Raw genomic sequence first — 26,960 nt, 5'->3', positions numbered from 1 at the left:
TTCCTCTCTTACAGAGTCGCATCGCGGCTCTGTTTCTCCCCTTTGTGAATAACTTCCTACAAAACTTTTTGTTCAACCGCTCAAAAAACACCCAAACTCGCTGTGGATAAGTAAGGTAAGATCCGGTGACTTTCCTTTAGTTATCCCAAGAACAACTTTGATCCGTTTTACCCCCTGTGCATAACCCCGCATTTTGATCTCAGGAAATCCTCGATCTGATCAAGTCATGATCACAAGATATGATCCAAAGAAGATCCATGATCTTGTTGATCATTTTCTAGTTATCCACAGAAACGGTCGATCCTAATAATAGATCCAATAAAAGATCATATATATAGATCTTATATATAGTCTTAGGGACTAAAATTTGAAAAGCGAGAAAACGATTCTCTCTCACAGAGAAAAAAGGTAAAATACCGCTCTTTTTTATCTGTCCATTAAATCCTTTGAATACCTGAGGTCAGTTCATGCTTTATCACGAAAACTTTGACGTCATTGTTGTCGGTGGCGGACACGCAGGAACGGAAGCCGCGCTCGCATCTGCACGCACAGGACAAAAAACACTCCTTCTTACCCATAACATCGATACATTAGGCCAGATGTCATGTAATCCGGCGATTGGTGGTATCGGTAAAGGTCACTTAGTAAAAGAAGTGGATGCTATGGGCGGTCTGATGGCAGAAGCCATTGACCATGCGGGTATTCAATTCCGAACGCTAAATGCCTCTAAAGGTCCAGCAGTTCGTGCAACTCGCGCGCAGGCTGACCGTGCATTGTACAAGGCGTACGTACGCAACGCGCTAGAAAACGCACCAAACCTAACTCTGTTCCAACAATCGGTTGATGATCTGATTGTGGACCAAGATCGTGTGGTTGGCGTTGTGACTCAAATGGGTCTGAAATTCCACGCAAAAGCTGTGGTTTTAACCGTAGGTACTTTCCTTGGCGGTAAGATCCATATTGGTATGGAAAGCTCTTCTGGTGGTCGCGCTGGGGATCCACCATCGATCGCATTGGCGGATCGATTACGTGAACTCCCATTCCGTGTGGATCGTCTGAAAACGGGTACACCACCGCGTATCGATGCGCGCAGTGTCGATTTCTCTGTGTTAGAAGCACAGCACGGTGACAACCCAACACCAGTATTCTCATTCATGGGTAAACGTGAGCATCAGCCGCGTCAAATCCCATGTTTTATTACTCACACCAATGAGCAAACTCATGATGTGATCCGCAATAACCTTGATCGCAGCCCAATGTACGCTGGCGTGATCGAAGGTATTGGTCCGCGCTACTGCCCGTCTATCGAAGACAAAGTGATGCGTTTTGCGGATAAAAACAGTCACCAAATCTTCATTGAGCCAGAAGGCCTAACCACGCACGAGTTATACCCGAATGGTATTTCCACCAGCTTGCCGTTTGACGTGCAAGTACAAATCGTTCGTTCAATGAAAGGTTTTGAAAACGCACACATCGTTCGCCCAGGTTACGCGATTGAGTACGATTTCTTCGACCCACGTGATTTGAAGCAAACTTACGAGACCAAGTTCATCAGCGGTCTGTTCTTTGCGGGTCAAATCAACGGTACGACTGGCTACGAAGAAGCAGCTGCACAAGGTTTGATGGCTGGCTTGAACGCAAGTTTGCACAGTCAAGGCAAAGAAGGCTGGAGCCCACGCCGTGACCAAGCTTACATGGGTGTATTGATTGACGACTTGTCGACCATGGGTACCAAAGAACCGTACCGCATGTTCACATCTCGTGCGGAATACCGTCTGTTGCTTCGTGAAGATAACGCCGATCTACGTTTGACGGAAAAAGCGCGTGAACTTGGTTTGATTAATGATGCTCGTTGGGCACGTTTCAACGAAAAAATCGATAACATGGAAACCGAGCGTCAACGTCTGAAATCGACGTGGATGAACCCGAACTCTGCGGGTATTGATGAGCTGAACAAGCTATTGAAAACACCAATGGCACGTGAAGCAAGCGGTGAAGATCTTCTGCGTCGTCCAGAGATCTCATACTCACAATTGACGCAACTGGATGCTTTTGCTCCTGCACTAGAAGATCAACAAGCATCAGAGCAAGTTGAGATTCAAGTCAAGTACGATGGTTACATCAAGCGTCAGCAAGAAGAGATCGAAAAATCACTGCGCCATGAGCACACTAAGCTACCAGCGGACTTGGATTACAAAGACGTGAAAGGTCTATCCAACGAAGTAGTCGCTAAGTTGACAGAAGCGAAACCAGAAAGCATTGGTATTGCATCACGTATTTCTGGTATCACGCCGGCTGCGATTTCGATTCTGCTTGTTCACCTGAAGAAGCACGGCTTGCTGAAAAAAGGTGAGGAAGAGTAATGAGCGCTTTACGCACAAGATTGGATGCTCTGATCGCCCAAACTGATTTGGAAGTGTCTGAAAAACAACGCGAGCAGTTAGTCGGTTACGTCGAACTGCTCGACAAGTGGAACAAAGCATACAACCTGACGTCGGTTCGTGACCCACTTGAGATGCTAGTGAAACATATCCTTGATAGCATCGTCGTTAGCACTCACTTACCAGGTGAGCGTTTTATCGATGTTGGCACAGGACCTGGTTTGCCAGGTATTCCATTGGCAATCATGAATCCAGAGAAGACCTTCTTCTTGCTCGATAGCCTTGGCAAACGCATCCGCTTTATCAAGCAAGTTGTGCACACGTTAGGGCTGAAAAATGTGACGGCAATTCAAAGTCGCGTCGAAGAATTCCAGCCAGAAGAAAAATTTGATGGCGTTTTGAGTCGAGCTTTTGCTTCAATGACGGACATGGTGGAATGGTGTCATCATCTGCCTAAACAAGATTCTGGGGTGTTCTTGGCTTTGAAAGGTCTTCACCCTAAAGATGAAATAGATCTGCTTCCTGAATGGTGTAGTGTGACGGAGATCATATCTTTAGCTGTTCCTGAGTTGGAAGGTGATCGTCATCTAGTAATCTTATCGCGCAAGGAAAATTAGCGAGGTAATCGTGGGTAAAATTGTAGCAATCGCCAACCAGAAAGGTGGGGTCGGCAAAACAACAACGTGCATTAACTTAGCAGCTTCGATGGCGGCAACAAAGCGCAAGGTTTTGGTGATCGATCTCGACCCTCAAGGCAATGCTACGATGGCCAGTGGCGTCGACAAGTACATGGTTGACGCGACGGCGTATGATCTTCTGGTTGAAGATACCCCGTTTGATCAAGTGGTTTGTACTGAAACCACAGGGAAATACGATCTGATTGCAGCGAACGGCGACGTCACTGCTGCAGAAATCAAACTGATGGAAGTATTCGCGCGCGAGGTGCGTCTGAAAAACGCCCTTGCGTCAGTTCGCGATAACTATGATTTCATCTTTATTGATTGTCCTCCTTCTCTAAACCTTCTTACAATCAATGCTATGGCCGCAGCCGACTCTGTGCTGGTGCCGATGCAATGTGAATACTTTGCGTTAGAAGGTTTAACTGCTCTTATGGATACAATCAGCAAGTTAGCGGCCGTGGTCAATGAAAACCTCAAAATCGAAGGTTTACTGCGTACCATGTACGATCCACGTAACCGCCTGTCTAATGAAGTATCCGATCAACTTAAAAAACACTTTGGTAGTAAAGTTTACCGTACTGTGATCCCACGTAATGTGCGTTTGGCCGAAGCGCCGAGCCACGGTAAACCTGCAATGTACTATGACAAGTACTCCGCAGGCGCCAAAGCGTATCTTGCTCTAGCGGGCGAAATGCTCCGCCGCGAAGAAATCCCAGTTTAACTCTCTAACCTAAGGAATTCCTCCTATGTCTAAGCGTGGTCTAGGAAAAGGACTGGATGCGTTGTTGTCGACCAGTTCGTTGGCTCGTGAAAAACAGCACATTGCATCGCACAGCCAAGCATTGTCGGCAGACGGTGAACTGACTGATTTGGCGATTGGCCAATTGCAGCCTGGTGTTTACCAACCGCGTAAAGATATGGCGCCAGAAGCGCTAGAAGAGCTCGCAGCTTCAATTCAATCGCAAGGCATCATTCAGCCGATCGTGGTTCGCCAAGTGGCAAGTGGCCAGTTTGAAATCATCGCTGGTGAACGCCGTTGGCGCGCAGCAAAGCAAGCAGGTTTAAAACGAGTACCTTGTTTGGTGAAAAAGGTCGAAGACCGCGCTGCAATTGCGATGGCGCTTATCGAGAACATTCAACGTGAAGATTTGAATGTGATTGAAGAAGCTCAAGCGCTTGAGCGTCTACAGGATGAATTTACCCTAACGCATCAGCAAGTGGCCGATGTGATTGGCAAATCAAGAACCACAGTAAGTAACCTATTACGTCTAAATCAGTTAGAAATTGATGTAAAAGGTCTGGTTGCAGACAAAAAATTAGAAATGGGTCATGCTCGAGCTCTGTTAGCCTTGGAAGGCGAGCTGCAGGTTGAAGTGGCTCAACAAGTGGCTAAGAAGCAAATGACCGTTCGCCAAACCGAACAGTTAGTAAAAAAGTGCTTAGCCCCACAAAATGAGCAAAAAGCTCAACAAGAAGATACCGAAGCGGAGCAAATGTCGCATAAATTGAGTCAACTGCTTGATGCTAAGGTCTCTTTGGTCCGTTCTGCAAACGGCAAAGCGAAAGTGACGATAAGTCTTGATGAGCCTCACAAATTGGATCAACTGATTGCCAAGCTAGAGGCCTAAATGAGATAATTGATTTAGGTCAATTAATTAAAATAATCGAATTTTGTGTGAAAGTTGTCGGATTGTAAACAAAACTGTAAGTTTTTGATGCAATATAATTGCATTCAATTGTTCGCACCGTATAATTTTCGCCAATTTCCCTGCACAGAGAGTTTAGTGCAAAGTGGATATTACTAGAGGTACGAATACATGGTAGCTGCGTTAGCTAGACCAGGACGAGAGCTCGCAAAGCAATTGTTAATGATCCAGTCTGGCGCGGTTATTTTTGTGGCTGCAGGAATGGCGATAGCCGTGAATCCTGAATGGGGAATTTCAGCGCTGGTTGGTGGAGGCATCTTTGTTGTTGCCAATGCTGTCTTTGCGCTATGTGCTTTTATGTTTAGTGGGGCTCGTGCTGCCAAACGCATCGCGGCGTCTTTCTACACAGGTGAAGTACTGAAAATCCTTATCACGGTTGTGTTGTTCTACGTAGCCTACATGTATATGCAGGTGGAACTTGTTCCCCTCAAACTAACCTATTTGCTGGTACTAGGTATTAATATCTGTGCACCAGTGCTATTCATTAACAACAAAAAATAGGATGAGTTATGGCTGCGCCAGGTGAAGCGCTAACATCGTCCGGTTACATTGCCCACCACTTATCAAACCTTTCTTTAGCTAAGTTAGGCTTGGTAGCGGATGAAGCAAGTTTCTGGAACGTACATATCGATAGCCTGTTTTTTTCTTGGTTTACTGGTTTAATCTTCCTCGGAATTTTTTACAAAGTAGCGAAGGGAACAACAGCGGGTGTACCGGGTAAGCTTCAGTGTGCTGTAGAAATGATCGTTGAATTTGTCGCGGAAAACGTCAAAGACACGTTCCATGGACGCAACCCACTGATCGCGCCTTTAGCACTGACTATCTTTTGTTGGGTATTCTTGATGAACGTGATGGACTTAGTCCCGATCGACTTCTTACCGTACCCAGCAGAGCATTGGCTAGGTATCCCTTATCTTAAGGTTGTACCGTCTGCTGATGTGAATATCACCATGGCTATGGCTCTAGGCGTTTTCGCATTGATGATTTACTACAGCATCAAAGTGAAAGGTCTAGGTGGATTCGCAAAAGAACTTGCACTACATCCATTCAATCACCCACTAATGATTCCGTTTAACCTACTGATCGAAGTGGTATCGCTACTAGCGAAGCCTCTTTCTCTTGGTATGCGTCTATTCGGTAACATGTTCGCGGGTGAGGTTGTATTCATTCTTTGTGCGGCAATGCTACCATGGTACTTACAATGGATGGGTTCACTACCGTGGGCAATCTTCCATATCTTGGTTATTACGATTCAAGCCTTCGTATTCATGATGTTGACAATTGTTTACCTGTCAATGGCACACGAAGACGCTGATCATTAATTTTTTAAGCTTTTTATTTGGGCACTAAGCCAACAACTATAAATTGGAGATAGTAATGGAAACTTTACTGAGCTTTTCTGCAATCGCCGTAGGTATTATCGTCGGTCTTGCTTCTCTTGGTACAGCGATTGGTTTCGCACTACTAGGTGGTAAATTCCTAGAAGGTGCAGCACGTCAACCAGAAATGGCTCCTATGCTACAAGTTAAGATGTTCATCATCGCAGGTCTACTTGATGCGGTTCCAATGATCGGTATCGTAATCGCGCTACTATTCACTTTCGCAAACCCATTTGTGGGTCAACTAGCAGGCTAATTAACAACTCTGTTAATTGTATTTTTGTAGTTGATTCTTAAAAGGGAGTAGCTGTTGTGAATATAAACGCAACTCTGCTAGGTCAAGCAATCTCGTTCGCACTATTTGTGTGGTTCTGCATGAAGTATGTATGGCCACCGTTGATGCAAGCGATCGAAGAACGTCAGAAGAAAATTGCTGACGGTCTTCAAGCAGCAGAACGTGCTGCAAAAGACTTGGATCTAGCACAAGCCAACGCTTCTGATCAGATGAAAGAAGCGAAGCGCACAGCAACTGAGATCATCGACCAAGCGAACAAGCGTAAGTCTCAAATTATTGATGAAGCTCGCGAGGAAGCTCAGGCAGAACGCCAGAAAATCCTAGCGCAAGCGGAAGCAGAACTTGAAGCTGAACGTAATCGTGCACGCGATGAGCTGCGCAAACAAGTTGCTACTCTGGCTGTAGCTGGTGCCGAGAAAATCCTTGAGCGTACTATCGATAAAGACGCTCAGAAAGATATTCTCGACAACATTACTGCAAAACTTTAAGTCTGGGGGCGCATATGTCTGATATGACTACAATCGCACGCCCCTATGCTAAAGCAGCTTTTGACTTTGCTGTAGACAAAGACCAATTGGACCAATGGGGCCAAATGTTGTCTTTCGCTACTGAAGTTGCCAAAAACGAACAAATGAATGAACTTCTAACGGGTTCTGTCTCTGCTGACAAATTGGCGGAGATTTTTGTTGCAGTTTGTGGTGAACAAGTTGATGCACACGGTCAAAACCTGATTAAGGTTATGGCTGAGAATGGTCGTCTAACGGCCCTTCCAGATGTTTGTGAGCAATTCTTCTTATTGAAGAAAGAACATGAGAAAGAAATCGATGTTGAAGTCATTTCAGCAAGCGAACTTTCTGATGAACAGCTAGCAAACATTGGCAGCAAACTTGAAGTGCGTCTTGAACGCAAAGTGAAGCTGAATTGCAGCGTAGATGAGACCCTACTTGGTGGGGTTATTATTCGAGCCGGAGACCTAGTCATCGATGACTCAGCGCGAGGTCGTTTGAACCGCCTGAGCGATGCATTGCAGTCTTAATGGGGATTGGAGCATGCAACTTAATTCCACGGAAATTAGCGATCTAATCAAACAGCGTATCGAATCTTTCGACGTTGTTAGTGAAGCTCGCAACGAGGGTACTATCGTATCGGTAAGCGATGGTATCATCCGCATCCACGGCCTAGCGGACGTGATGCAAGGTGAAATGATTGAATTACCGGGTGGCCGTTATGCACTAGCACTTAACCTTGAGCGTGACTCGGTTGGTGCGGTAGTAATGGGCCCATATGCTGACCTTAAGGAAGGCATGAAAGTTACAGGTACTGGCCGCATTCTTGAAGTGCCAGTTGGTCCAGAACTTCTAGGTCGCGTAGTGAACACACTAGGTGAGCCTATCGATGGTAAAGGTCCAATCGAAGCTAAATTGACTTCGCCTGTAGAAGTAATCGCACCAGGTGTAATCGACCGTAAATCGGTAGACCAACCTGTACAAACTGGCTACAAATCAGTTGACTCAATGATCCCAATCGGTCGTGGTCAGCGTGAGCTTGTAATCGGTGACCGTCAGACTGGTAAAACAGCAATGGCGATCGACGCGATTATCAACCAGAAAGACTCTGGTATTTTCTCAATCTACGTAGCAATCGGTCAGAAAGCATCGACTATCGCTAACGTAGTTCGCAAACTAGAAGAGCACGGCGCGCTAGCTAACACTATCGTTGTTGTTGCATCTGCTTCTGAATCTGCAGCGCTACAATACCTAGCGCCATACGCAGGTTGTGCGATGGGTGAGTACTTCCGCGATCGCGGTGAAGACGCACTGATTGTTTACGATGATCTATCTAAGCAAGCGGTAGCTTACCGTCAGATCTCTCTACTACTAAAACGTCCACCAGGCCGTGAGGCATTCCCAGGTGACGTATTCTACCTACACTCGCGTCTACTAGAGCGTGCAGCTCGTGTAAACGAAGAGTACGTAGAGCGTTTCACTAACGGTGAAGTGAAAGGTAAGACTGGTTCTCTAACTGCTCTTCCTATCATCGAAACTCAAGCAGGTGACGTTTCAGCATTCGTACCGACTAACGTAATCTCGATTACCGATGGTCAGATCTTCCTACAAACTGAGCTATTCAACGCGGGCGTACGTCCAGCGGTTGACCCAGGTATCTCAGTATCTCGTGTAGGTGGTTCAGCTCAGACGAAAATCATCAAGAAGCTATCTGGCGGTATCCGTACTGCACTAGCTCAGTACCGTGAACTAGCGGCATTCGCACAGTTCTCGTCTGACCTTGATGAAGCGACGAAGAAACAGCTAGACCATGGTCAAAAAGTTACAGAACTAATGAAGCAGAAGCAGTACGCTCCAATGTCTGTATTTGACCAAGCACTAGTAATCTTCGCGGCAGAGCGCGGCTATTTAGCAGATGTTGAACTAAGCAAACTGCTAGATTTCGAAGCGTCTCTACTATCGTACGCTCGCGGTCAATACGCTGAATTCGCAGCTGAGATCGACAAGACGGGTGCATACAACGATGAAGTTGAAGCTCAGTTGAAGAAACTGACTGACGACTTCGTAGCAACCCAAACTTGGTAATTAGGTCGGTGGCAGTTTCTGCCACCAACTAACGGAGAGTAACGATGGCCGGCGCAAAAGAGATACGTAATAAAATCGGTAGTGTTAAAAGCACTCAGAAAATTACGAAAGCGATGGAAATGGTAGCAGCTTCAAAAATGCGTCGTTCTCAAGACGCAATGGAAGCTTCTCGTCCATACGCTGAAACAATGCGTAAAGTGATCGGTCATGTGGCTAATGCAAATCTAGAGTACCGTCATCCGTACCTAGAAGAGCGTGAAGCTAAACGTGTTGGTTACATCATCGTTTCGACAGACCGTGGTCTGTGTGGTGGTTTGAACATTAACGTGTTCAAAAAAGCCGTTACAGACATGCAATCATGGAAAGAGAAAGGTGCTGAAGTTGAACTGGCTGTAATTGGTTCAAAAGCAACAGCTTTCTTTAAACATGGTGGCGCAAAAGTTGCGGCACAGGTTTCTGGTCTGGGTGATAGCCCAAGCCTAGAAGACCTAATCGGTTCTGTTGGCGTAATGCTTAAGAAATACGATGAAGGTGAACTGGATCGTCTATATGTGGTGTTCAACAAGTTTGTGAACACTATGATTCAGCAACCAACGATCGATCAATTGCTACCTTTGCCTAAATCGGACAGCGAAGAGATGCAGCGTGAGCACTCATGGGACTACATCTATGAGCCTGAGCCAAAACCTCTATTAGACACACTTCTAGTGCGTTACGTAGAGTCTCAGGTATACCAAGGTGTGGTTGAGAACCTTGCTTGTGAGCAAGCGGCTCGAATGATTGCGATGAAGGCTGCAACGGATAACGCAACCAACTTGATTGAAGATCTAGAACTTGTGTACAACAAAGCCCGTCAGGCTGCGATCACACAAGAACTATCGGAAATCGTTGGTGGTGCATCTGCGGTTTAAGCTTAGGTAAAACGAAATAGTTTAGAGGATTAACGATGGCTACAGGTAAGATCGTACAGATCATCGGTGCGGTAGTCGACGTAGAGTTCCCACAGAGCGAAGTACCAAGTGTATATGACGCTCTAAACGTTACAGAATCTAAAGAGCGTCTAGTTCTTGAGGTTCAACAACAGCTAGGCGGTGGCGTAGTTCGTTGTATCGTAATGGGTAGCTCTGATGGTTTACGTCGTGGCGTTGAAGTGGTTAACACTGGCGCTCCAATTTCAGTACCAGTAGGTACTAAAACTCTAGGTCGTATCATGAACGTCCTAGGTGACGCGATTGATGAGCGTGGTGAGATCGGTGCAGAAGAGGTTTACTCTATTCACCGTGAAGCACCAAGCTACGAAGAGCAATCAAACGAAACAGCACTTCTAGAAACTGGTGTTAAAGTAATCGACTTGGTTTGTCCATTCGCTAAGGGTGGTAAAATCGGTCTATTCGGTGGTGCAGGTGTAGGTAAGACCGTTAACATGATGGAACTTATCAACAACATCGCACTTCAGCACTCAGGTCTATCAGTATTTGCTGGTGTTGGTGAACGTACTCGTGAAGGTAACGACTTCTACTTCGAGATGCAGGAAGCGGGCGTTGTAAACGTTGAGAATCCTGAAGAATCTAAAGTAGCGATGGTTTACGGTCAGATGAACGAGCCACCAGGCAACCGTCTACGTGTTGCACTGACTGGTCTAACAATGGCAGAACGTTTCCGTGACGAAGGTCGTGACGTACTTCTGTTCGTTGATAACATCTACCGTTACACGCTTGCAGGTACTGAGGTATCAGCACTTCTAGGTCGTATGCCTTCAGCGGTAGGTTACCAGCCAACTCTTGCAGAAGAGATGGGTGTACTTCAGGAGCGTATCACGTCAACTCGTCAAGGTTCTATCACGTCTGTACAGGCGGTATACGTACCTGCGGATGACTTGACTGACCCGTCTCCAGCAACAACGTTCGCGCACTTGGATGCAACGGTTGTACTTAACCGTAACATCGCAGCTATGGGTCTATACCCAGCGATCGACCCACTAGATTCGACTTCTCGTCAGCTAGACCCACTAGTAGTTGGTCAAGATCACTACGACACAGCTCGTGGCGTTCAGCAGACACTTCAGCGCTACAAAGAGCTGAAAGATATCATCGCGATTCTAGGTATGGACGAGCTATCTGAAGAAGATAAGCAAGTTGTATCTCGTGCACGTAAGATTGAGCGTTTCCTAACTCAGCCTTACCACGTAGCGGAAGTATTTACAGGTGACCCAGGCGTTTACGTACCTCTTAAAGAGACACTACGTGGCTTTAAAGGTCTACTAGCTGGTGAATACGATGACATTCCAGAGCAAGCGTTCATGTACTGCGGTACTATCGACGATGCTATCGAGAATGCGAAGAAGCTATAAGGCTAACTAGGAGGCGATATGGCACCAATAACCTTTCACCTAGACGTAGTAAGCGCTGAGAAACGTATTTTCTCTGGTCGCGTTGAAACGTTTCAGGTGACCGGTAGCGAAGGTGAGCTGGGTATTTTCCACGGCCACACTCCGCTGCTGTCCGCTATTAAGCCTGGTATGGTGCGTATTGTGAAACAGCACGGCCACGAAGAGTTCATTTATGTCTCTGGTGGTATGGTCGAAGTTCAGCCTGGTACTGCTACAGTACTGGCTGATACAGCGATTCGTGGTGAAGATCTAGACGCAGCGAAGGCAGAAGAAGCCAAGCGCCGCGCTGAGGAGCAAATCCAGAATCAGCACGGTGATATGGACTTCGCACAAGCGGCCAGTGAACTGGCTAAAGCCATTGCTCAGCTACGAGTTATCGAGCTGACCAAAAAGCGTCGCTAAGCTCAATTAGCAACGTTGCATGAAAAAGGCGGCCATTTGGTCGCCTTTTTGATTAATTTTAGTTGGAAATTTACATCCCACCATTAACTATTCCTTTCAAGCTGTTTAAAATAACGGCCATTTAATATAAAACGTCAATAGGTTATCAATGAAATTCAGTGCTGTGATTCTTGCTGCGGGTAAAGGTACCCGTATGTATTCGAACATGCCTAAAGTGCTACACACTTTGGCAGGGAAGCCAATGGCAAAACATGTTATCGATACATGTACAGGTCTTGGCGCGCAAAACATCCACCTAGTATATGGTCACGGTGGTGATCAAATGCAGCAAACGCTAGCAGAAGAGCCGGTTAACTGGGTTCTGCAAGCGGAGCAACTAGGTACAGGTCATGCAGTTGATCAAGCCTCTCCAAAGTTTGAAGACGACGAAAAAGTACTGGTGCTTTACGGTGATGTTCCACTGATTTCAACTGAAACGATTGAAAACCTATTAGATGCACAGCCAACGGGCGGCATTGCATTGTTAACAGTGATGCTAGATAACCCAATGGGCTACGGTCGTATCATTCGTAAAAACGGTCCAGTAGTGGCGATCGTTGAGCAAAAAGATGCGACAGAAGAGCAGAAGCTCATCAAAGAATGTAATACTGGTGTGCTGGTGGCGACAGGTGGTGATCTGAAACGCTGGCTTGCTGGTCTAAACAACGAAAACGCACAAGGCGAATACTACTTAACAGATGTTATCGCGGCTGCGCACGATGAAGGTCGCGCGGTTGAGGCGGTGCACCCAGTAAACGCGATTGAAGTGGAAGGTGTTAACGACCGTGCGCAATTGGCTCGTCTTGAGCGTGCATTCCAATCAATGCAAGCACAGAAATTACTAGAGCAAGGCGTAATGCTGCGCGACCCAGCGCGTTTCGACCTACGTGGTGAACTGCAATGCGGTATGGATTGTGAAATCGATGCGAACGTAATCATCGAAGGAACGGTATCACTCGGTGATAACGTCGTGATCGGTACTGGATGTGTTCTCAAAGATTGTGAAATCGACGACAACACCATCGTTCGCCCATACAGCGTAATTGAAGGCGCAACAGTTGGTGAAGAATGTACGGTTGGTCCATTCACACGCCTACGTCCTGGCGCAGAGATGCGTAACGATTCTCACGTGGGTAACTTCGTTGAAGTGAAAAACGCGCGTATCGGTGAAGGTTCTAAAGCGAACCACCTAACTTACCTAGGTGATGCAGAAATCGGTCAACGTACTAACATCGGTGCTGGTACCATCACTTGTAACTACGACGGTGCGAACAAGTTTAAGACCATCATTGGTAACGACGTCTTCGTTGGTTCTGACAGCCAACTTATCGCGCCAGTGACAGTTGCGGATGGTGCAACCATTGGTGCTGGTACTACGTTAACCAAAGATGTCGCTGAAGGTGAGCTTGTGATCTCTCGTGCGAAAGAGCGCAAAATTACCGGTTGGCAGCGTCCAGTTAAGAAGAAGTAAGCTTAATTCGCTTACATAAAAAGAATAAAAACCAAAGCCGCTCTTGATGAGCGGCTTTGTTGTATCTGGTGCTGTGAAAGAGAGAGTTTAGTGACTAGGGATCGCTATGCGCTTCTCTAGCCAGCGCACCGCTTGAGAGACCAAAAGAATCAGCACCAAATATTCTAAGACGAGAAACGTATAGATCTCTAATGGTAAGTACTCATTCACGACCAACTCATTCGCTCGTCTCGTTAAGTCACTTAAACCTATCACGCTGACCAACGAACTCATCTTTAGGATATAAACGAATTGATTCCCCAGCGGCGGTAAGATTTGGCGAAATGCTTGGGGAAGAATCACTAAGCGCATTTTTTGCCAGTAGTTCAATCCGAGTGACTCCGCTGCTTCGTGTTGTCCACGACTGATGGCTTGGATTCCCCCTCTAAAGACTTCCGCCATGAAGGCACTCTCTGCAATGGTTAGCGCAATCACACCTGCCCAAAAGTGGTTCAGGGATACATCGAGTAGTGTCGGCATTCCGTAATACACCCACAACAACAATACCAAGACAGGAATGGAGCGAATCACTTCCACGTAAACTCGGTTGATCCATTTGAGAATTGGAGAGTCAGAAAGCGCGGGTAAAGCGATGATCAATCCAATTGTCATCGCAAATAGCATGCTGAGCAGTGACACTTGGATTGTGTCATTAAAACCAGCGATCAGAAACTTGATGTTTGTTAGCCCTTGCTCAGTCGATGGATCAAGAACATACCAGCCCCATTGGTAGTCGGAACAGCCGGTGAGAAAAAGCAATGAAACGAGGCATAGATGTCGATAGTTCACATTTACTCCCTGAACTGACTAAAAAACTTCCTTTGTTGCTGCTATGTTATCAATGAAGCCGTACTAATGGTTAATAATTAAAGGGAATATCTCCTACCGTCATTCTTTTAAGGGAATAGAAAATGAAAAAAACGTTGCTTGCGTTGGGAATGTGTCTGCTTGCGATGACTCAAGTCGCTCATGCAGAAAGTCGTCTACAAGAGATCTTGGACAAAGGTGTGTTGCGTGTCGGGACAACAGGGGATTGGAACCCGATGACGATGAAAGATCCTGCGACCAATAGTTATCGTGGTTTTGATATCGATGTCACCACTGAGCTTGCTAAAGATCTGGGCGTTAAGGTGGAATTCGTTGCGACCGATTGGAAAACACTGGTTAACGGTATTACGGCCAACAAATACGATATTACTGGTAGCGCATCATTGAACATGTCACGGGCAAAAGTAGCAGGTTATAGCCAACCGTATTTCTATCTTGCGTTTGTGCCTGTGGTGCAAAAGAAAGACCTAGCGAAATTCTCTGATTGGGCAGACTTCGATAAGCCAGATGTGAAAGTAGCAGCGACGTTAGGAACGGTTCAAGAGAAGTTGGTCAAAGACTTCTTTCCATCTGCGCAGCATATTGTGATTGAAGCGCCAGCCCGTGACTTCCAAGAATTGCTAGCTCGCCGTGCCGACGTATCGGTTACATCAAACGTAGAAGCGGCTACGCTGGTGGAGAAGTTTAAACAGTTGGCGATTGTTCCAGTTAAAGAGCCGCGTAAACCAACTCCAATTGCGATGCTCTTGCCGCAAGATGATCAAGTATGGATTAACTACATCAACCACTGGGTTGAGCTTAAGAAGACTCAAGGCTTCTTTAAGCAAACCGCTGAAAAATGGGGTTTGAAGAGTATGTAAGCTCTTATTCATCGCTATCCTAAAAAAACAAAGAGCCGCATAGCGCGGCTCTTTGTTTATTGTTTTGTAGACTGAGCTTACTGGTTTTTTAAAGCTCGTCTTCACTCACCACTCGAGCATTGTCAGGTGTCGTGAAGTGCTGAGACAATTCACGGTTAGATAGAATGTAACCCATCCACAGACCACCCATACAAATCACAATCGCAACACCGGTCACCATTTGAGCTTGGCTCGCCATTGCTGCAACCAGTGCACTTGATAGGCTGCTCACGGTAATTTGCAGGCTGTTTTGTAGGCCTGCTGCCGTCGCAGGACTCTGTTGAGCACTTGCTAATGCGCGGTTTACTACGATTGGGTAAAGTGCACCGTTAGCCACCGCAATCAAACAGAATGGCGCTAGGATTGGCCAGATAGAGGTCAGTTGCCATTGTGACGCAGCGAAGATAAGCAGTGCAGCAACACTAAACAGGCCAATCAACTGACGCAGAATCTTTTCGTCACCATATTTACGAACGCCAACCTTACCTAAGTAGCCACCAACCATGAAAGCAATAGTTTGTGGGATAAAGCTCAAACCGATGTCTTTTGCTTCATAGCCGAGTTGAGACATGATTTCTGGCATACCGGTTAGGTAAGCAAAGAAAGCCGCAGACGCTGTTGCAAACATAAACACGTTACCTAGGTAAGTTTTAGAACCTAGTAGTGATTTGATGTCTGAAGAGATGCTGGTTTGTTTTACTTCTACTTTTTCATCTTTTTGCGCCATTGTCGCAACGACAAGCAGTACGCCCATCAGCGTCAATGCAACAAAAATGCTGTGCCAACCGAAGTTGTTTGCCAACAACACACCTAGCTGAGGGGCTAGTGCTGGAGACAGTGCTACAAGCGGCATGATAGTGGCAAAGATTTGTTGGCTCTGGCTAGAGTGGCGTTTGATTACCATCGCTTGCCAAATAACGGCTGGTGCACATACACCGATAGCCTGTACAAAGCGCAGTGCTAAGAGCTGCCACACTTGCTCACTGAATGCGAGACCGAATGAAGCAACAGTAAACAGCGCTAAACCTGCGGCTAGGGTATTACGATGACCAAATTTGTCTGAAGCCAGACCCCACATCAACTGACCAAAAGCCATACCAACAAGAAAGACGGTCAGAGAAAGTGCGATTTGTTCTGGACCTGTAGCAAAGTCGATTTCCATCGCTTTGAAGGCAGGTAAGTACATATCGGTGGCGATAAAGCCGAGCATAGATAGGGCTGCTAGATAAACAAGCTGTAGTTTTGATATTTTCATGATTCAACCAATCAAATTATTTAATCATTTTTTGTTCAGTATCAGTTGGCGCCAACCCTGATTTATTTACCTCGCCATTCTATTTTTCGATTTTGAGAAAATAAAACGCTAAAATTGTTGGTTATCAATCAAATTTTTTGAAAGGTCGAAATCATGTTCTCCAAGTCTTCACTGGAAATGCTCGATACCGTTGCTCGTTTGGGTAGTTTTACTGCGGCAGCAGAGGTGCTGCATAAAGTGCCTTCTGCAATTAGCTATGGCGTGCGCCAAGTTGAGCAAGAGTTAGATGTGGTTTTGTTTCGTCGATTACCGAGAAAGGTGGAATTGACGCCTGCAGGTGAGTTGTTTATCGAAGAGGCGCGCTTGTTGCTCAGGCAAATGGCAGAAGTGAAAGCACAAACTCGCCGTGCGGCACATGGTTGGCAATCAACACTCAAGCTCACACTGGATAACGTGGTTAAGCTCGATAAGCTCAAGCCTCTGGTAGAGGATTTCTATCGAGAATTTGAATTTGCAGAGCTGCAAATCAATATGGAAGTGTTTAACGGCTCTTGGGAGGCGATTGCTCAAGGGCGTGCTGATATTGTTGTTGGAGCCACGTCTGCCATCCCGGTAGGTGGTGATTTTGAGGTCAAAGACATGGGGATGTTGGACTGGGCATTTGTAATGTCTCCTGCGCATCCTTGTGTTCGCCAACAAACCCTAACTGAAGAGTTTGTCAGTCAATTTCCGGCGATCTGTCTCGATGATACTTCTAACGTGTTGCCAAAACGTCACACAGGGCACTACCCCAAACAGCGACGCTTATTGCTGCCTAACTGGTACAGCGCAATTGAATGTCTAAAAAATGGGGTCGGAGTGGGGTACATGCCACGCCATATTGCGATGCCGCTTATTCATGAAGGCGTGCTGGTGGAAAAAGTTCTGCAGGATGATAAGCCATTGAGCCAATGCTGCTTGGTATGGCGTAAAGACGATAATCACAAGTTGATTCAATGGATGGTGGATTATCTTGGCTCGTCAAGTCAACTGCATCGAGATTGGCTACAACATTCATAAAAATGGAAATTGCTTTAAACACCTGTTGACAACATGGTCAATTTATTAACAATCAAAACAAAGTTCGGTAAATTTAGGATGAAGGATTATGTCAAAGCTAGTGGATCGAAAATGGCAAATCTTACCGATCATTGCATTGTCTGTGTTTATGTTGGTGGGGCTTTACGGTTTTTATATGACGCTTGAGCGTTCTGTGCATGATTCAGTTCAGCGCACTACCGAGTCGTTGCTCACTGACGTTATTTATGAAATCAAGGAAGACAACCCTCACTTTGCGAGTGAGTCGGATATCGACGACTACATCGGCGATCTCACTCAAGCGGATGCGGACGCTCGTATTCAAGTGATAGATCAGCAAGGCACGGTGGTAGGCGATACAGCACTTTCTGATCGTGCTCTGATTGGCTTGGAGAGTCACGGCGATCGTCCGGAGTTTATTCAGGCTTGGGAAAGCGGTTCTGGCTACGATGTGCGCTTTAGTGAAGTGCTGTCGGTTGACCTATTCTACGTTTCACGCAAGATTGAATTTGATGCTCAGGAATTTGTGGTCGTGTTGTCCGTACCTATGCATCACCTTAAAACCATGACTTCGGAGTTAATGGCAATCCTAGGTGTGATGGTTGTGTTGAGTATTGGTTTTCTTATTGCGACCTCGATCTTCAGTCACCGCCAAATTATCCATAAAGTCTCTGAAGAGCAGAAAAAGCAGGACGAGCGTATTCGTCAACGCACTCTAGAAATTGAGTTGATGCATCGCCTAGCGAATATGCTGGCTGCTTGTAACAACCTGGTCGAAGCGCAAATGGTGGTGGAAGATATCGTGCCGCGTATTCTTGGTAAGGTGAATGGCAGTATTTCCCTGATGCGTTCTTCGCGCAACCAGTTAGTTACTCAACTTGATTGGGGAGAGAGTTGGCCGGGCAGTCGTTCTTTCGCTCCGGATGAATGCTGGTCATTGCGCAAAGGTCGCAGCCACTTATCGATTGAATCTTTCCATAACCTCACGTGTGAGCACATGGCATCGGTTGAGAATAACCAAACGTTGTGCATTCCTCTGACAGCGCATGGGAACACTATTGGCATTATGCATTTGTACTTTGGCCAAGGTGATATCAAGGTTGACGAGATGACCATGCAGCTTGCTTACAGTGTGGCGGAGCACCTTGGTTTGGCATTGGCTAACCTGAGCCTGCAAGAAAAACTGCGCTCGCAAGCACTGAGCGATCCGTTGACAGGTTTGTACAATCGTCGCTTCTTCGAGCAGAAGCTGACTGAACATGTGAACAACTCGGCAACCAGTACAGAAGATATGTCTCTATTGATGCTCGATCTCGACCACTTCAAGCGATTTAACGACAACTTCGGCCATGATGCCGGTGATTACGTGCTCAAAGAGATCAGTGCATTGCTGAAGCGAACTGTGTCAGAAGATGAAACGGCGTGTCGTCTCGGTGGGGAAGAGCTAGCCGTGATTCTACCGCATTGCGATATGGCGTCTGCGACCGATTATGCGCAAAATATAGTTGATCAGATCCGAGCGCTGCATCTTGAGCACAAAGGTTTGTCGTTAGGGCAGTTAAGTGTGTCGATTGGTGTTGCAACGTATCCAGAACCGGCTTCGGATATTGAGGGGCTGGTGAAGATGGCGGATAAGGCGCTGTACCTAGCGAAAGACCAAGGTCGAGACCGTGTCGTCAACTATCAGCAATACAGCGAGTTCAAAGCACCAGAGCCGGAAACAGCAGAGATTGCGTTGATTCAAAGTTGATAAAAAAATCCCTCGTCAAACGAGGGATTTTTTATTGCGTGATACTGGTTACGACAAGAAGAACTTGTAAGACGGGTTGTCTGTTTCGTCTTTGCATTGATAGCCAAGTTCGCGCAAATGCGCAGAAAACTGAGCTAAGTCGCTTTCATCTAACTCGAAACCACATAAAACGCGTCCGTAGTCAGCGCCGTGGTTACGGTAGTTGAACAAGCTGATATTCCAATGAGTACCGAGTGTGCTTAAGAACTTAAGTAGCGCTCCCGGATATTCTGGGAATTCAAAGCTGTAGAGGCGCTCTTTAAGCGGCTTAGACGGCTTACCACCAATCATGTAGCGCACGTGCAGTTTCGCCATTTCGTCATCAGACAGGTCAACCACAGGGTAGCCACCATCACGTAAATCATGAATGATGTTTTCTAGCTCTTCCTGACCGCCTTGCAAACGAACACCGACAAAGATATTTGCCAATGCGTCATCGTTGTAGCGGTAGTTAAACTCCGTTACAGCGCGGCCGCCAATGAGGTTACAGAACTCAAAGAATGCACCTTGACGCTCAGGAATGGTGACGGCAAGCAAACCTTCACGTTTCTCACCAAGCTCGCAGCGTTCAGAAACATAACGCAAACCATGGAAGTTGGTGTTGGCGCCTGACAGTACGGTGCCTAGATTTTTGCCTTCGAGTTTGTTTTGCTCAGCAAACTTCTTTAAGCCCGCTAGAGCAAGTGCACCGGAAGGCTCAGCAATGGCGCGAGTGTCTTCAAAGATGTCTTTTACTGCTGCGCAGATTTCATCGCTAGAGACGGCAATATGGCCATCAATGTACTTTTGGCACAGACGGAAAGTCTCTTCGCCAATGCGTTTTACAGCGACGCCATCGGCAAACATGCTGACTTGGTCTAGTACCACTGGCTCACCAGCATCTAAAGCCGCTTTGAGGCATGAAGAGTCTTCAGGTTCAACTGCAATCACTTTGATTTCTGGCATGAGCTGCTTCACAAGCACCGCTACGCCAGCAGCCAAACCGCCGCCACCGACAGGGACGAAGATGTAATCAAGGTGACCATTTTGCTGCAGCATTTCCATGCCGATGGTGCCTTGACCTGCAATCACCAGTGGATGATCGAAGGGAGGGACAAAGGTGTACCCGTTTAACTCGGATAGACGCTCTGCCTCGGCTTTTGCCTCATCAAAGTTACTGCCGTGCAACACCACATTGCCACCAAAGCCACGTACCGCATCAACTTTGATGTCAGGTGTGGTTTTTGGCATCACGATAGTGGTCTTGATGCCTAGCTTAGAACCAGAAAGCGCCATGCCTTGAGCGTGGTTACCTGCAGATGCTGCGATGACACCTGCGGCTTTTTGCTCTTCAGACAGGCTTGCCACCATGTTGTATGCACCGCGCAATTTGAACGAGTGCACGGGTTGGCGGTCTTCACGTTTGATTTGCACATTGTTGCCAATACGAGCAGCAAGGCGAGGCATCTCTTGCAAAGGTGTGACAGTCGCGACTTCATATACAGGAGCACGCAAGATCTGGCGCAGATAATCTGCACCAGATTGGTTTTCCTGTTTTAAGAGAAAGGGTTGACTCATAAAGCTAGCCCTCGAGCTTAGATTTGTCTCGTACTGCACCTTTGTCAGCACTGGTCGCCATACTTGCGTAAGCTTTGAGTGCAAATGAAACTTCACGTTGGCGGTCTACCGGTTTCCAGCCTAACTCGTCTTGTTTCGCACGGCGCTCAGCAAGTTCTTGTTCAGATACTTGAAGTGAAATTGAACGGTTTGGAATATCAATCGCAATAATGTCGCCTTGCTTCACCAAGCCAATTGCACCGCCGTTTGCCGCTTCAGGAGAAGCGTGGCCGATAGATAGACCTGATGTACCACCAGAGAAACGGCCGTCAGTCAGAAGTGCACACTCTTTGCCAAGGCCCATCGATTTTAGGTAAGTGGTTGGGTACAGCATTTCTTGCATGCCCGGACCACCTTTAGGACCTTCGTAGCGGATAATTACCACGTCGCCAGCTTTTACTTTGCCACCCAAGATGCCTTCTACGGCGTCTTCTTGGCTTTCAAATACTACGGCTGGGCCAGTGAACTTATGAATACTCTCATCAACACCAGCTGTCTTAACGATACAACCATCCAGTGCGATGTTGCCTGATAGAACGGCAAGGCCACCTTCTTGGCTAAAGGCATTTTCTTTGGTGCGAATACAACCTTCTGCACGGTCGTCATCAAGGCGATCCCAGCGGCAATCTTGTGAGAACGCTTGAGTGGTACGAATACCCGCAGGACCTGCGCGGTAGAACTTAAGTACGTCTTCGTCTTCAGTTTGGATGATGTCGTATTTTGCCAGTTGCTCTTTCATCGAAAGGCCAAGCACGGTGCGAGCATCGTTGTGCAGTAGACCTGCACGGTCAAGCTCACCAAGAATCGCCATTACGCCACCAGCGCGGTGCACGTCTTCCATGTGATATTTCTGGGTAGATGGTGCCACTTTACACAAGTGTGGTACTTGGCGAGACAGGCGATCGATATCTTCCATATCGAAATCCACTTCGCCTTCTTGCGCTGCCGCCAATAGGTGCAAAATAGTGTTGGTCGAGCCACCCATTGCAATATCCAGTGCCATCGCGTTTTCGAACGCATCAAACGTAGCGATGTTGCGAGGCAGTGCTGATTCGTCATCTTGCTCGTAGTAACGACGAGTCAGTTCAACGATACGACGACCTGCATTAAGGAACAGTTGTTCACGGTCAGCGTGCGTTGCCAGCATAGAACCGTTACCCGGCTGAGAAAGGCCCAGTGCTTCCGTTAGACAGTTCATTGAGTTTGCAGTGAACATGCCTGAACACGATCCACACGTTGGACATGCGCTACGTTCGATCTGCTCACTTTGCTCATCAGATACTTTTGGATCTGCGCCTTGGATCATTGCATCAACAAGGTCTAGCTTGATGATCTGATCAGAAAGCTTGGTTTTACCCGCTTCCATTGGACCACCAGAAACAAAGATAACAGGGATGTTAAGACGCATAGATGCCATCAACATTCCCGGAGTGATTTTGTCACAGTTAGAGATACATACCATGGCATCGGCACAGTGCGCGTTGACCATGTATTCTACTGAGTCTGCGATCAGTTCGCGTGAAGGCAGTGAGTACAGCATGCCGCCGTGACCCATTGCGATACCATCATCAACCGCGATGGTGTTGAATTCTTTTGCGATGCCGCCGGCTTTTTCGATTTCACGTGCTACAAGCTGACCCATGTCTTTTAGGTGTACGTGACCCGGAACAAATTGAGTAAACGAGTTTACGACGGCGATGATTGGTTTACCGAAGTCTTCTTCTTTCACACCCGTTGCACGCCATAGTGCTCGTGCACCCGCCATGTTACGACCATGTGTTGTGGTTGCTGATCTATATTTTGGCATTTCCTAATCCTTCTTACTTCTGTTCTGGGTACACATAGTCTAACCAGCCCCACTTATCTTCCGTGGTGCCGTTAAATAGGCCAAAGTAGGCCGCTTGTAGTTCTTTAGTGATTGGGCCGCGTTTACCGGTGCCCACTTCAATTTTGTCGATAGTTGCTACTGGTACAACTTCAGCTGCGGTACCTGTCATAAAGACTTCATCGGCAAGGTAAAGCGCTTCACGTGCAATGTTGGCTTCACGCACTTCATAACCTTTATCGCGTGCAATAGTCATGATCGAATCACGAGTGATGCCCGGCAGAATCGCACTGGTTGCTGGTGGTGTCGTGATCACGCCGTCTTTGATAACAAAGATGTTTTCACCGGCACCTTCCGATAGGTAACCATCTACGCTCAGTGCGATACCTTCGTCATAGCCGTGACGACGAGCCTCACCACCAACGAGCAGTGAAGATAGGTAGTTACCGCCTGCTTTAGCTGCAGTTGGGATGGTGTTAGGCGCAGCTCGATTCCAGCTCGAGATCATGGCATCAACACCAGCTTCTAGCGCTTCTTCACCGAGGTAAGAGCCCCAAGGGAATGCGGCAATGATCAGGTCCATCTCAGTACCAACCGGTGGGCACACGCCCAAGCCCACATTACCGACAAAACCCAATGGACGAATGTAAGCGCTGTCGAGCTTGTTCTGGCGCAGTGTTTCGCGTGTTGCTTCCATGATTTCTTCCACTGTGTATGGAATCGGGAAGCGGTAAATCTTGGCAGAGTCTTTTAAACGTTGTGCATGCTCACGGTGACGGAAGACAATTGGTCCTTTTGGCGTGTTGTAGCAGCGTACGCCTTCAAATACAGAGGTGCCGTAGTGCATCGCGTGAGTCAGAACGTGAACGTTCGCCTCTGCCCACGGAACCATCTCGCCATTAAACCAAATGAAATCTGCAGTTTTCGTTGCCATTTATTGCCTTCCTTATGCACTCACGTGTTGTTGTAAGTTGTGATTTGGGAGTTCATCGTTGCGGATCTTAAGTACCTCAACGGTGCGAATGTCCCACAACTTCTCAATTTGATTGACCAAAAACGAGATAGGTCGATCGCTGTCGACGATGATCTCTACGCTGGCTACTTTGCTTTCGTGGTTTTGGGTAGCCGCGACTTGTTTGATCACAAAACCTCGGTGACGAATCACACGAAGAACGCGCTCCAACAATACCGGTTTATCGTCGGCTTTGATGTCGAGTAAATATCTGTCCATGCGATTGTCTCCTAAGTGTTTTCCAACATATCACTGTTTGATGCACCAGGTGGTACAAGTGGCCACACGTTCTCTTCTTCGTCGATTAAAACGTGAAGCATGTAAGAAGTCTTACTTTCTAGCATCTCTTTGAGAGCCGGTTCGACTTCTTCTTTCTTGGTGATGGTTTTGCCCGGGATATCGAACGCTTTGGCAAGCATCACGAAGTCTGGGTTGTCATCAAGAATGGTTTCGCTGTGGCGGCCGTCAAAGAACAGCGACTGCCATTGGCGAACCATGCCAAGACGTTGGTTATTAAGAAGGACAATCTTCACTGGAATCTGACGACGCTTCAGCGTGCCCAATTCCTGCACGTTCATCATAAATGAACCGTCACCTGTAATAAGGATAGACTGATCATCAGGACGTGCGACTGCAGCGCCCATCGCCGCTGGCAAGCCAAAGCCCATAGTGCCAAGGCCAGCAGAAGTGATGAAGTTTTGTGGATCGCGTGGTTGGATATGTTGTGCTGCCCACATCTGATGCTGACCTACGTCGGTCGAGACAATTGAGCTATCCGGCATCATGTCTGACAACTGTTTAAGTAGCAGCGGAGCGTAGATCAACTCGCCCGGGTGATCGTAACGCCATTTGAATCCGCTACGCAGGCTTTCACTGTGATGTACCCAAGGAGTGATATCTTGAGTGAGCTCTAGTTGAGGAAGAATCTTGCTGATCTCACCACGAAGAGGTGCATTGGCGTGGCGAAGCTTATGGATTTCAGCCGCATCGATGTCGATATGAATGACTTTCGCGTTTGGCGCAAACGTGTCGAGCTTACCTGTCACGCGGTCATCAAAACGCGCCCCAACCACAATCAAAAGGTCACATTCTTGAACCACAAGGTTTGCAGCTTTGGTGCCATGCATGCCCAACATACCTAGGTAGTGCGGGTCGTGACGTTCAATGGTGCCCAAACCTTTTAGTGTGCTTACCGCTGGCATTGGGTTTAAACGTAGGAACTCGCGTACTGAGTCTGTCGCTTTGGCAATCTGTACGCCACCACCGACGTATAAAACTGGACGAGTTGAAGCGGCAAGCACTTCTTGAGCGCGCTGGATATCAGCATCGGTGACTAAAGGTGCAGCTGGTGGAACAAAAGGAGGCAGTAATTCGGTTGGTGCTTGAGCAAGCTGAACGTCTTTGGCGATATCAACAATCACCGGACCAGGACGCCCTGTTTTTGCTACTTCGAACGCTTCGGCCAGCGTTGGGGCAAGGTCTTCAATCTCAGTCACTAGGTAACTGTGTTTGGTACAGGCTAGAGACATTCCGATCACATCCATTTCTTGGAACGCGTCGGTACCGATATGAGAGCTAGCAACCTGACCTGTGATGGCTACTAGAGGAACGGAATCGAGGAAGGCGTCGGCAAGGCCAGTAACAAGGTTGGTGGCGCCTGGGCCGGAAGTGGCCATACAAACGGCAACGTCTTGCGTCGCTCGAGCCATCCCGATGGCGGCCATTGCAGCCCCTTGCTCATGACGGCATAAGATGTGTTCAACACCTCCGTCATACAACGCATCGTAGATTGGCATGATGGCTCCACCAGGATACCCAAACACCGTCTCGATGCCTTGCTGTCTTAAAGCGGCTACGACTAGTTCTGCACCGGTCATCGTAAACCTCCTTTGCTACGTTGTGGCTCGTAGCTATCGCCATGTGTTTTGCACTTCATGTGCACTCCCATTCTTCCCGTTAAGCTGTCTAAGGGTTAGACAGATGACAACTTGTAGTTGTAAAAAAACCCCCGGACTTCTCAGTGCGGGGGTTTTTGTAATTTGTGGTTATCTTTCGCCCACAATCCCCCGCGCGGTGCCAATAATGACCACGATAATCAGGGCTAGCAGTGAGTTGATGTGAGCGAATAAGTTCATCTGTCTGTCGTTCTGTTTTCGTTAATAAGTATTGTGTAATGTTCTACGAAAATGTTTGCGTCACTAGTGGTAACACACAAATCTGCTGCATGACAAGCAAAAAGTCATTCTTTTTTCACATTAAGTACCAATCTGGACAGGCTATATAACATATCCATATAGAAAACATCTGGTTATATAACGTACAAAAATTTGAGGAAATTATGGGGCTGGCAATCATTCATAGTCGAGCAAGTGTGGGTGTGCAAGCGCCGTCGGTAAGTGTGGAAGTCCACATCAGTAATGGGATGCCGGGCTTTACTGTTAATGGCAATATTAACCTTTTTAATAAATACAATGTAAAAAAGAGGTTAGCTTACATCTAGTCCATTAAATATTCGTTTTATGACCTAACTCATGAACCATAAAAAACCAGCCCATAAAGTATTGAAATTCATTTATGGACCATGATTAAATATGAGCTGCCCTTTTATGAACCAACTAAAGATAAACGAATGAGAAGTTTTGCTTATTGTCGTGTTAGTACGACTGAACAAACAACAGAGAACCAAACTCTAGCTATTGCTAATGCAGGTTTTGAAGTACAAACAAACAGAGTTGTATCAGAAACGATTAGCGGTAGTGTTAAGGCTATGGATAGGCCAGAGTTTTCAAAACTAGTAGACAGACTAGAAGAGGGGGATTGTCTTATTGTTCTAAAGCTTGACCGTTTAGGGCGTGATGCTATCGACATACAACAAACTGTACAGATGTTCTCTGATATGGGTGTAAGGCTTGTTTGTCTTGATTTACCTGTTACTGACCTTAGTAGTTCAGAAGGGCGTTTGATGCTTCAAATGTTTGGGGCTTTTGCTGAGTTTGAAAGAAACAGAATAAGAGAGCGTACAGCCCAAGGCTTAGAGAGAGCAAAAGCAGAAGGTAAGAAGCTAGGACGTCCACCAGCAACAGAAACAAACAGAAGAGTCCAATTAGCCAAAGCTCAGGGCTTAGGGCAAAGCGATACAGCTAGAGCTTTAGGGATTGGTCTAAGCACAGTAAAAAGACACTGGAAAGAGGTTCTATAGCTGTTTAACAATTAGGCATTCTGAGAATAATAACCTTCAAAATGAGCTTTCTAATAGTGAACCTGTCGCTATTGGATAACGACTAAACACGAGCGTAAAAAAATAAGT

25 protein-coding genes are annotated in these 26,960 nt (G+C 46.8%); 18 read left to right on the top strand and 7 right to left on the bottom strand.

The window, feature by feature from the left end:
- The first annotated feature begins 467 nt into the window (after window positions 1–467).
- The 14 genes from mnmG to glmU all read left to right on the top strand — a co-directional run bounded on the left by mnmG (window position 468) and on the right by glmU (window position 13,333).
- A complete protein-coding gene (mnmG, locus tag KJB05_RS18370) occupies window positions 468–2,363 on the top strand; it encodes a tRNA uridine-5-carboxymethylaminomethyl(34) synthesis enzyme MnmG (protein WP_208444979.1) in 1,896 nt (631 codons plus the stop codon).
- The gene (gene rsmG, locus KJB05_RS18365; RefSeq protein WP_005440819.1) at window positions 2,363–2,998 is read left to right on the top strand and encodes a 16S rRNA (guanine(527)-N(7))-methyltransferase RsmG; all 636 of its coding nucleotides are present in this window, start codon (window positions 2,363–2,365) and stop codon (window positions 2,996–2,998) included. The genes mnmG and rsmG overlap by 1 nt, the downstream gene beginning before the upstream one ends.
- Window positions 2,999–3,008: 10 nt before the next feature.
- Window positions 3,009–3,782: a ParA family protein gene (locus tag KJB05_RS18360; protein ID WP_005440815.1), complete on the top strand. Its 774-nt coding sequence runs from the start codon at window positions 3,009–3,011 to the stop codon at window positions 3,780–3,782.
- Window positions 3,783–3,807: 25 nt separating this feature from the next.
- The gene (locus tag KJB05_RS18355; RefSeq protein ID WP_039840092.1) at window positions 3,808–4,689 is read left to right on the top strand and encodes a ParB/RepB/Spo0J family partition protein; all 882 of its coding nucleotides are present in this window, start codon (window positions 3,808–3,810) and stop codon (window positions 4,687–4,689) included.
- 189 nt (window positions 4,690–4,878) lie between these two features.
- On the top strand, window positions 4,879–5,268 hold the full coding sequence (locus KJB05_RS18350) for a F0F1 ATP synthase subunit I (protein WP_005440813.1): 390 nt from the start codon (window positions 4,879–4,881) through the stop codon (window positions 5,266–5,268).
- A gap of 8 nt (window positions 5,269–5,276) precedes the next feature.
- On the top strand, window positions 5,277–6,089 hold the full coding sequence (gene atpB / locus KJB05_RS18345; RefSeq protein WP_020195196.1) for a F0F1 ATP synthase subunit A: 813 nt from the start codon (window positions 5,277–5,279) through the stop codon (window positions 6,087–6,089).
- Between the two features lie 55 nt (window positions 6,090–6,144).
- Entirely contained in the window at window positions 6,145–6,402 is a 258-nt protein-coding gene (atpE, locus tag KJB05_RS18340) for a F0F1 ATP synthase subunit C (RefSeq protein ID WP_005372317.1), read from the top strand.
- Between the two features lie 56 nt (window positions 6,403–6,458).
- Complete coding sequence (gene atpF, locus KJB05_RS18335) at window positions 6,459–6,929, top strand: F0F1 ATP synthase subunit B (protein ID WP_005451032.1); 471 nt, start codon at window positions 6,459–6,461, stop codon at window positions 6,927–6,929.
- A 14-nt stretch (window positions 6,930–6,943) separates the two neighbouring features.
- Window positions 6,944–7,477 (top strand): F0F1 ATP synthase subunit delta, encoded by a 534-nt coding sequence (atpH, locus tag KJB05_RS18330; RefSeq protein WP_005440809.1) that lies wholly within the window; start codon window positions 6,944–6,946, stop codon window positions 7,475–7,477.
- 13 nt (window positions 7,478–7,490) lie between these two features.
- Window positions 7,491–9,032 (top strand): F0F1 ATP synthase subunit alpha, encoded by a 1,542-nt coding sequence (atpA, locus tag KJB05_RS18325; RefSeq protein WP_009708033.1) that lies wholly within the window; start codon window positions 7,491–7,493, stop codon window positions 9,030–9,032.
- A gap of 44 nt (window positions 9,033–9,076) precedes the next feature.
- On the top strand, window positions 9,077–9,943 hold the full coding sequence (gene atpG / locus KJB05_RS18320) for a F0F1 ATP synthase subunit gamma (protein ID WP_005440806.1): 867 nt from the start codon (window positions 9,077–9,079) through the stop codon (window positions 9,941–9,943).
- Between the two features lie 35 nt (window positions 9,944–9,978).
- On the top strand, window positions 9,979–11,382 hold the full coding sequence (gene atpD / locus KJB05_RS18315; RefSeq protein ID WP_061010816.1) for a F0F1 ATP synthase subunit beta: 1,404 nt from the start codon (window positions 9,979–9,981) through the stop codon (window positions 11,380–11,382).
- Window positions 11,383–11,400: 18 nt separating this feature from the next.
- A complete protein-coding gene (locus KJB05_RS18310) occupies window positions 11,401–11,823 on the top strand; it encodes a F0F1 ATP synthase subunit epsilon (protein ID WP_005429758.1) in 423 nt (140 codons plus the stop codon).
- A 148-nt stretch (window positions 11,824–11,971) separates the two neighbouring features.
- Window positions 11,972–13,333 (top strand): bifunctional UDP-N-acetylglucosamine diphosphorylase/glucosamine-1-phosphate N-acetyltransferase GlmU, encoded by a 1,362-nt coding sequence (gene glmU, locus KJB05_RS18305; RefSeq protein WP_208444978.1) that lies wholly within the window; start codon window positions 11,972–11,974, stop codon window positions 13,331–13,333.
- A gap of 87 nt (window positions 13,334–13,420) precedes the next feature.
- On the opposite strand, the gene KJB05_RS18300 is transcribed toward glmU, so the two are convergent.
- Window positions 13,421–14,161 (bottom strand): amino acid ABC transporter permease, encoded by a 741-nt coding sequence (locus KJB05_RS18300; protein ID WP_054824638.1) that lies wholly within the window; start codon window positions 14,159–14,161, stop codon window positions 13,421–13,423.
- A 122-nt stretch (window positions 14,162–14,283) separates the two neighbouring features.
- Here KJB05_RS18300 and KJB05_RS18295 point away from each other — a divergent pair, with 122 nt between their 5' ends.
- Window positions 14,284–15,060: a transporter substrate-binding domain-containing protein gene (locus KJB05_RS18295; RefSeq protein ID WP_180826009.1), complete on the top strand. Its 777-nt coding sequence runs from the start codon at window positions 14,284–14,286 to the stop codon at window positions 15,058–15,060.
- Window positions 15,061–15,148: 88 nt separating this feature from the next.
- On the opposite strand, the gene punC is transcribed toward KJB05_RS18295, so the two are convergent.
- Entirely contained in the window at window positions 15,149–16,354 is a 1,206-nt protein-coding gene (punC, locus tag KJB05_RS18290) for a purine nucleoside transporter PunC (RefSeq protein WP_061010809.1), read from the bottom strand.
- 153 nt (window positions 16,355–16,507) lie between these two features.
- Here punC and punR point away from each other — a divergent pair, with 153 nt between their 5' ends.
- Together punR and KJB05_RS18280 are read left to right on the top strand one after the other, a co-directional pair.
- Window positions 16,508–17,413 (top strand): DNA-binding transcriptional activator PunR, encoded by a 906-nt coding sequence (gene punR, locus KJB05_RS18285; protein WP_009708028.1) that lies wholly within the window; start codon window positions 16,508–16,510, stop codon window positions 17,411–17,413.
- 88 nt (window positions 17,414–17,501) lie between these two features.
- Window positions 17,502–19,181 (top strand): sensor domain-containing diguanylate cyclase, encoded by a 1,680-nt coding sequence (locus KJB05_RS18280; RefSeq protein WP_009708027.1) that lies wholly within the window; start codon window positions 17,502–17,504, stop codon window positions 19,179–19,181.
- Between the two features lie 48 nt (window positions 19,182–19,229).
- Here KJB05_RS18280 and ilvA read toward each other — a convergent pair whose 3' ends face one another.
- From ilvA to ilvG, 5 genes are read right to left on the bottom strand one after another with little or no spacing between them, the layout of a single operon-like run.
- Complete coding sequence (ilvA, locus tag KJB05_RS18275) at window positions 19,230–20,777, bottom strand: threonine ammonia-lyase, biosynthetic (RefSeq protein WP_208444977.1); 1,548 nt, start codon at window positions 20,775–20,777, stop codon at window positions 19,230–19,232.
- 4 nt (window positions 20,778–20,781) lie between these two features.
- Window positions 20,782–22,623 (bottom strand): dihydroxy-acid dehydratase, encoded by a 1,842-nt coding sequence (ilvD, locus tag KJB05_RS18270; RefSeq protein ID WP_020195188.1) that lies wholly within the window; start codon window positions 22,621–22,623, stop codon window positions 20,782–20,784.
- Window positions 22,624–22,636: 13 nt separating this feature from the next.
- On the bottom strand, window positions 22,637–23,575 hold the full coding sequence (gene ilvE / locus KJB05_RS18265; protein WP_009708024.1) for a branched-chain-amino-acid transaminase: 939 nt from the start codon (window positions 23,573–23,575) through the stop codon (window positions 22,637–22,639).
- A gap of 12 nt (window positions 23,576–23,587) precedes the next feature.
- Window positions 23,588–23,872 carry an acetolactate synthase 2 small subunit gene (ilvM, locus tag KJB05_RS18260; RefSeq protein ID WP_005440786.1) on the bottom strand — a complete coding sequence of 95 codons (285 nt, stop codon included), beginning with the start codon at window positions 23,870–23,872 and terminating at the stop codon, window positions 23,588–23,590.
- A gap of 11 nt (window positions 23,873–23,883) precedes the next feature.
- Window positions 23,884–25,530 (bottom strand): acetolactate synthase 2 catalytic subunit, encoded by a 1,647-nt coding sequence (gene ilvG / locus KJB05_RS18255; protein ID WP_005440785.1) that lies wholly within the window; start codon window positions 25,528–25,530, stop codon window positions 23,884–23,886.
- 752 nt (window positions 25,531–26,282) lie between these two features.
- Here ilvG and KJB05_RS18250 point away from each other — a divergent pair.
- On the top strand, window positions 26,283–26,852 hold the full coding sequence (locus KJB05_RS18250; protein WP_086368927.1) for a recombinase family protein: 570 nt from the start codon (window positions 26,283–26,285) through the stop codon (window positions 26,850–26,852).
- Window positions 26,853–26,960: the final 108 nt, after the last annotated feature.

The sequence above is a fragment of the Vibrio sp. B1ASS3 genome (genome assembly GCF_905175355.1).
In the GTDB taxonomy this organism is placed as follows: Bacteria; Pseudomonadota; Gammaproteobacteria; order Enterobacterales; family Vibrionaceae; genus Vibrio; species Vibrio owensii.
Note: the sequence above shows the minus strand (reverse complement) of the source record. Positions and strands in the feature narration are given on the sequence as shown.

Bases quoted from the DNA above. Each gene is read 5' to 3' on its own strand.
- KJB05_RS18310 (WP_005429758.1), top strand. From the start codon at position 11,401: ATGGCACCAATAACCTTTCACCTAGACGTAGTAAGCGCTGAGAAACGT.
- ilvM (WP_005440786.1), bottom strand. From the start codon at position 23,872: ATGGACAGATATTTACTCGACATCAAAGCCGACGATAAACCGGTATTG.
- KJB05_RS18250 (WP_086368927.1), top strand. From the start codon at position 26,283: ATGAGAAGTTTTGCTTATTGTCGTGTTAGTACGACTGAACAAACAACA.
- punR (WP_009708028.1), top strand. From the start codon at position 16,508: ATGTTCTCCAAGTCTTCACTGGAAATGCTCGATACCGTTGCTCGTTTG.
- atpB (WP_020195196.1), top strand. From the start codon at position 5,277: ATGGCTGCGCCAGGTGAAGCGCTAACATCGTCCGGTTACATTGCCCAC.
- KJB05_RS18295 (WP_180826009.1), top strand. From the start codon at position 14,284: ATGAAAAAAACGTTGCTTGCGTTGGGAATGTGTCTGCTTGCGATGACT.
- ilvD (WP_020195188.1), bottom strand. From the start codon at position 22,623: ATGCCAAAATATAGATCAGCAACCACAACACATGGTCGTAACATGGCG.
- atpG (WP_005440806.1), top strand. From the start codon at position 9,077: ATGGCCGGCGCAAAAGAGATACGTAATAAAATCGGTAGTGTTAAAAGC.
- ilvE (WP_009708024.1), bottom strand. From the start codon at position 23,575: ATGGCAACGAAAACTGCAGATTTCATTTGGTTTAATGGCGAGATGGTT.
- atpE (WP_005372317.1), top strand. From the start codon at position 6,145: ATGGAAACTTTACTGAGCTTTTCTGCAATCGCCGTAGGTATTATCGTC.
- atpD (WP_061010816.1), top strand. From the start codon at position 9,979: ATGGCTACAGGTAAGATCGTACAGATCATCGGTGCGGTAGTCGACGTA.
- KJB05_RS18355 (WP_039840092.1), top strand. From the start codon at position 3,808: ATGTCTAAGCGTGGTCTAGGAAAAGGACTGGATGCGTTGTTGTCGACC.
- ilvG (WP_005440785.1), bottom strand. From the start codon at position 25,530: ATGACCGGTGCAGAACTAGTCGTAGCCGCTTTAAGACAGCAAGGCATC.
- atpA (WP_009708033.1), top strand. From the start codon at position 7,491: ATGCAACTTAATTCCACGGAAATTAGCGATCTAATCAAACAGCGTATC.
- ilvA (WP_208444977.1), bottom strand. From the start codon at position 20,777: ATGAGTCAACCCTTTCTCTTAAAACAGGAAAACCAATCTGGTGCAGAT.
- KJB05_RS18350 (WP_005440813.1), top strand. From the start codon at position 4,879: ATGGTAGCTGCGTTAGCTAGACCAGGACGAGAGCTCGCAAAGCAATTG.
- KJB05_RS18280 (WP_009708027.1), top strand. From the start codon at position 17,502: ATGTCAAAGCTAGTGGATCGAAAATGGCAAATCTTACCGATCATTGCA.
- atpH (WP_005440809.1), top strand. From the start codon at position 6,944: ATGTCTGATATGACTACAATCGCACGCCCCTATGCTAAAGCAGCTTTT.
- glmU (WP_208444978.1), top strand. From the start codon at position 11,972: ATGAAATTCAGTGCTGTGATTCTTGCTGCGGGTAAAGGTACCCGTATG.
- rsmG (WP_005440819.1), top strand. From the start codon at position 2,363: ATGAGCGCTTTACGCACAAGATTGGATGCTCTGATCGCCCAAACTGAT.
- punC (WP_061010809.1), bottom strand. From the start codon at position 16,354: ATGAAAATATCAAAACTACAGCTTGTTTATCTAGCAGCCCTATCTATG.
- mnmG (WP_208444979.1), top strand. From the start codon at position 468: ATGCTTTATCACGAAAACTTTGACGTCATTGTTGTCGGTGGCGGACAC.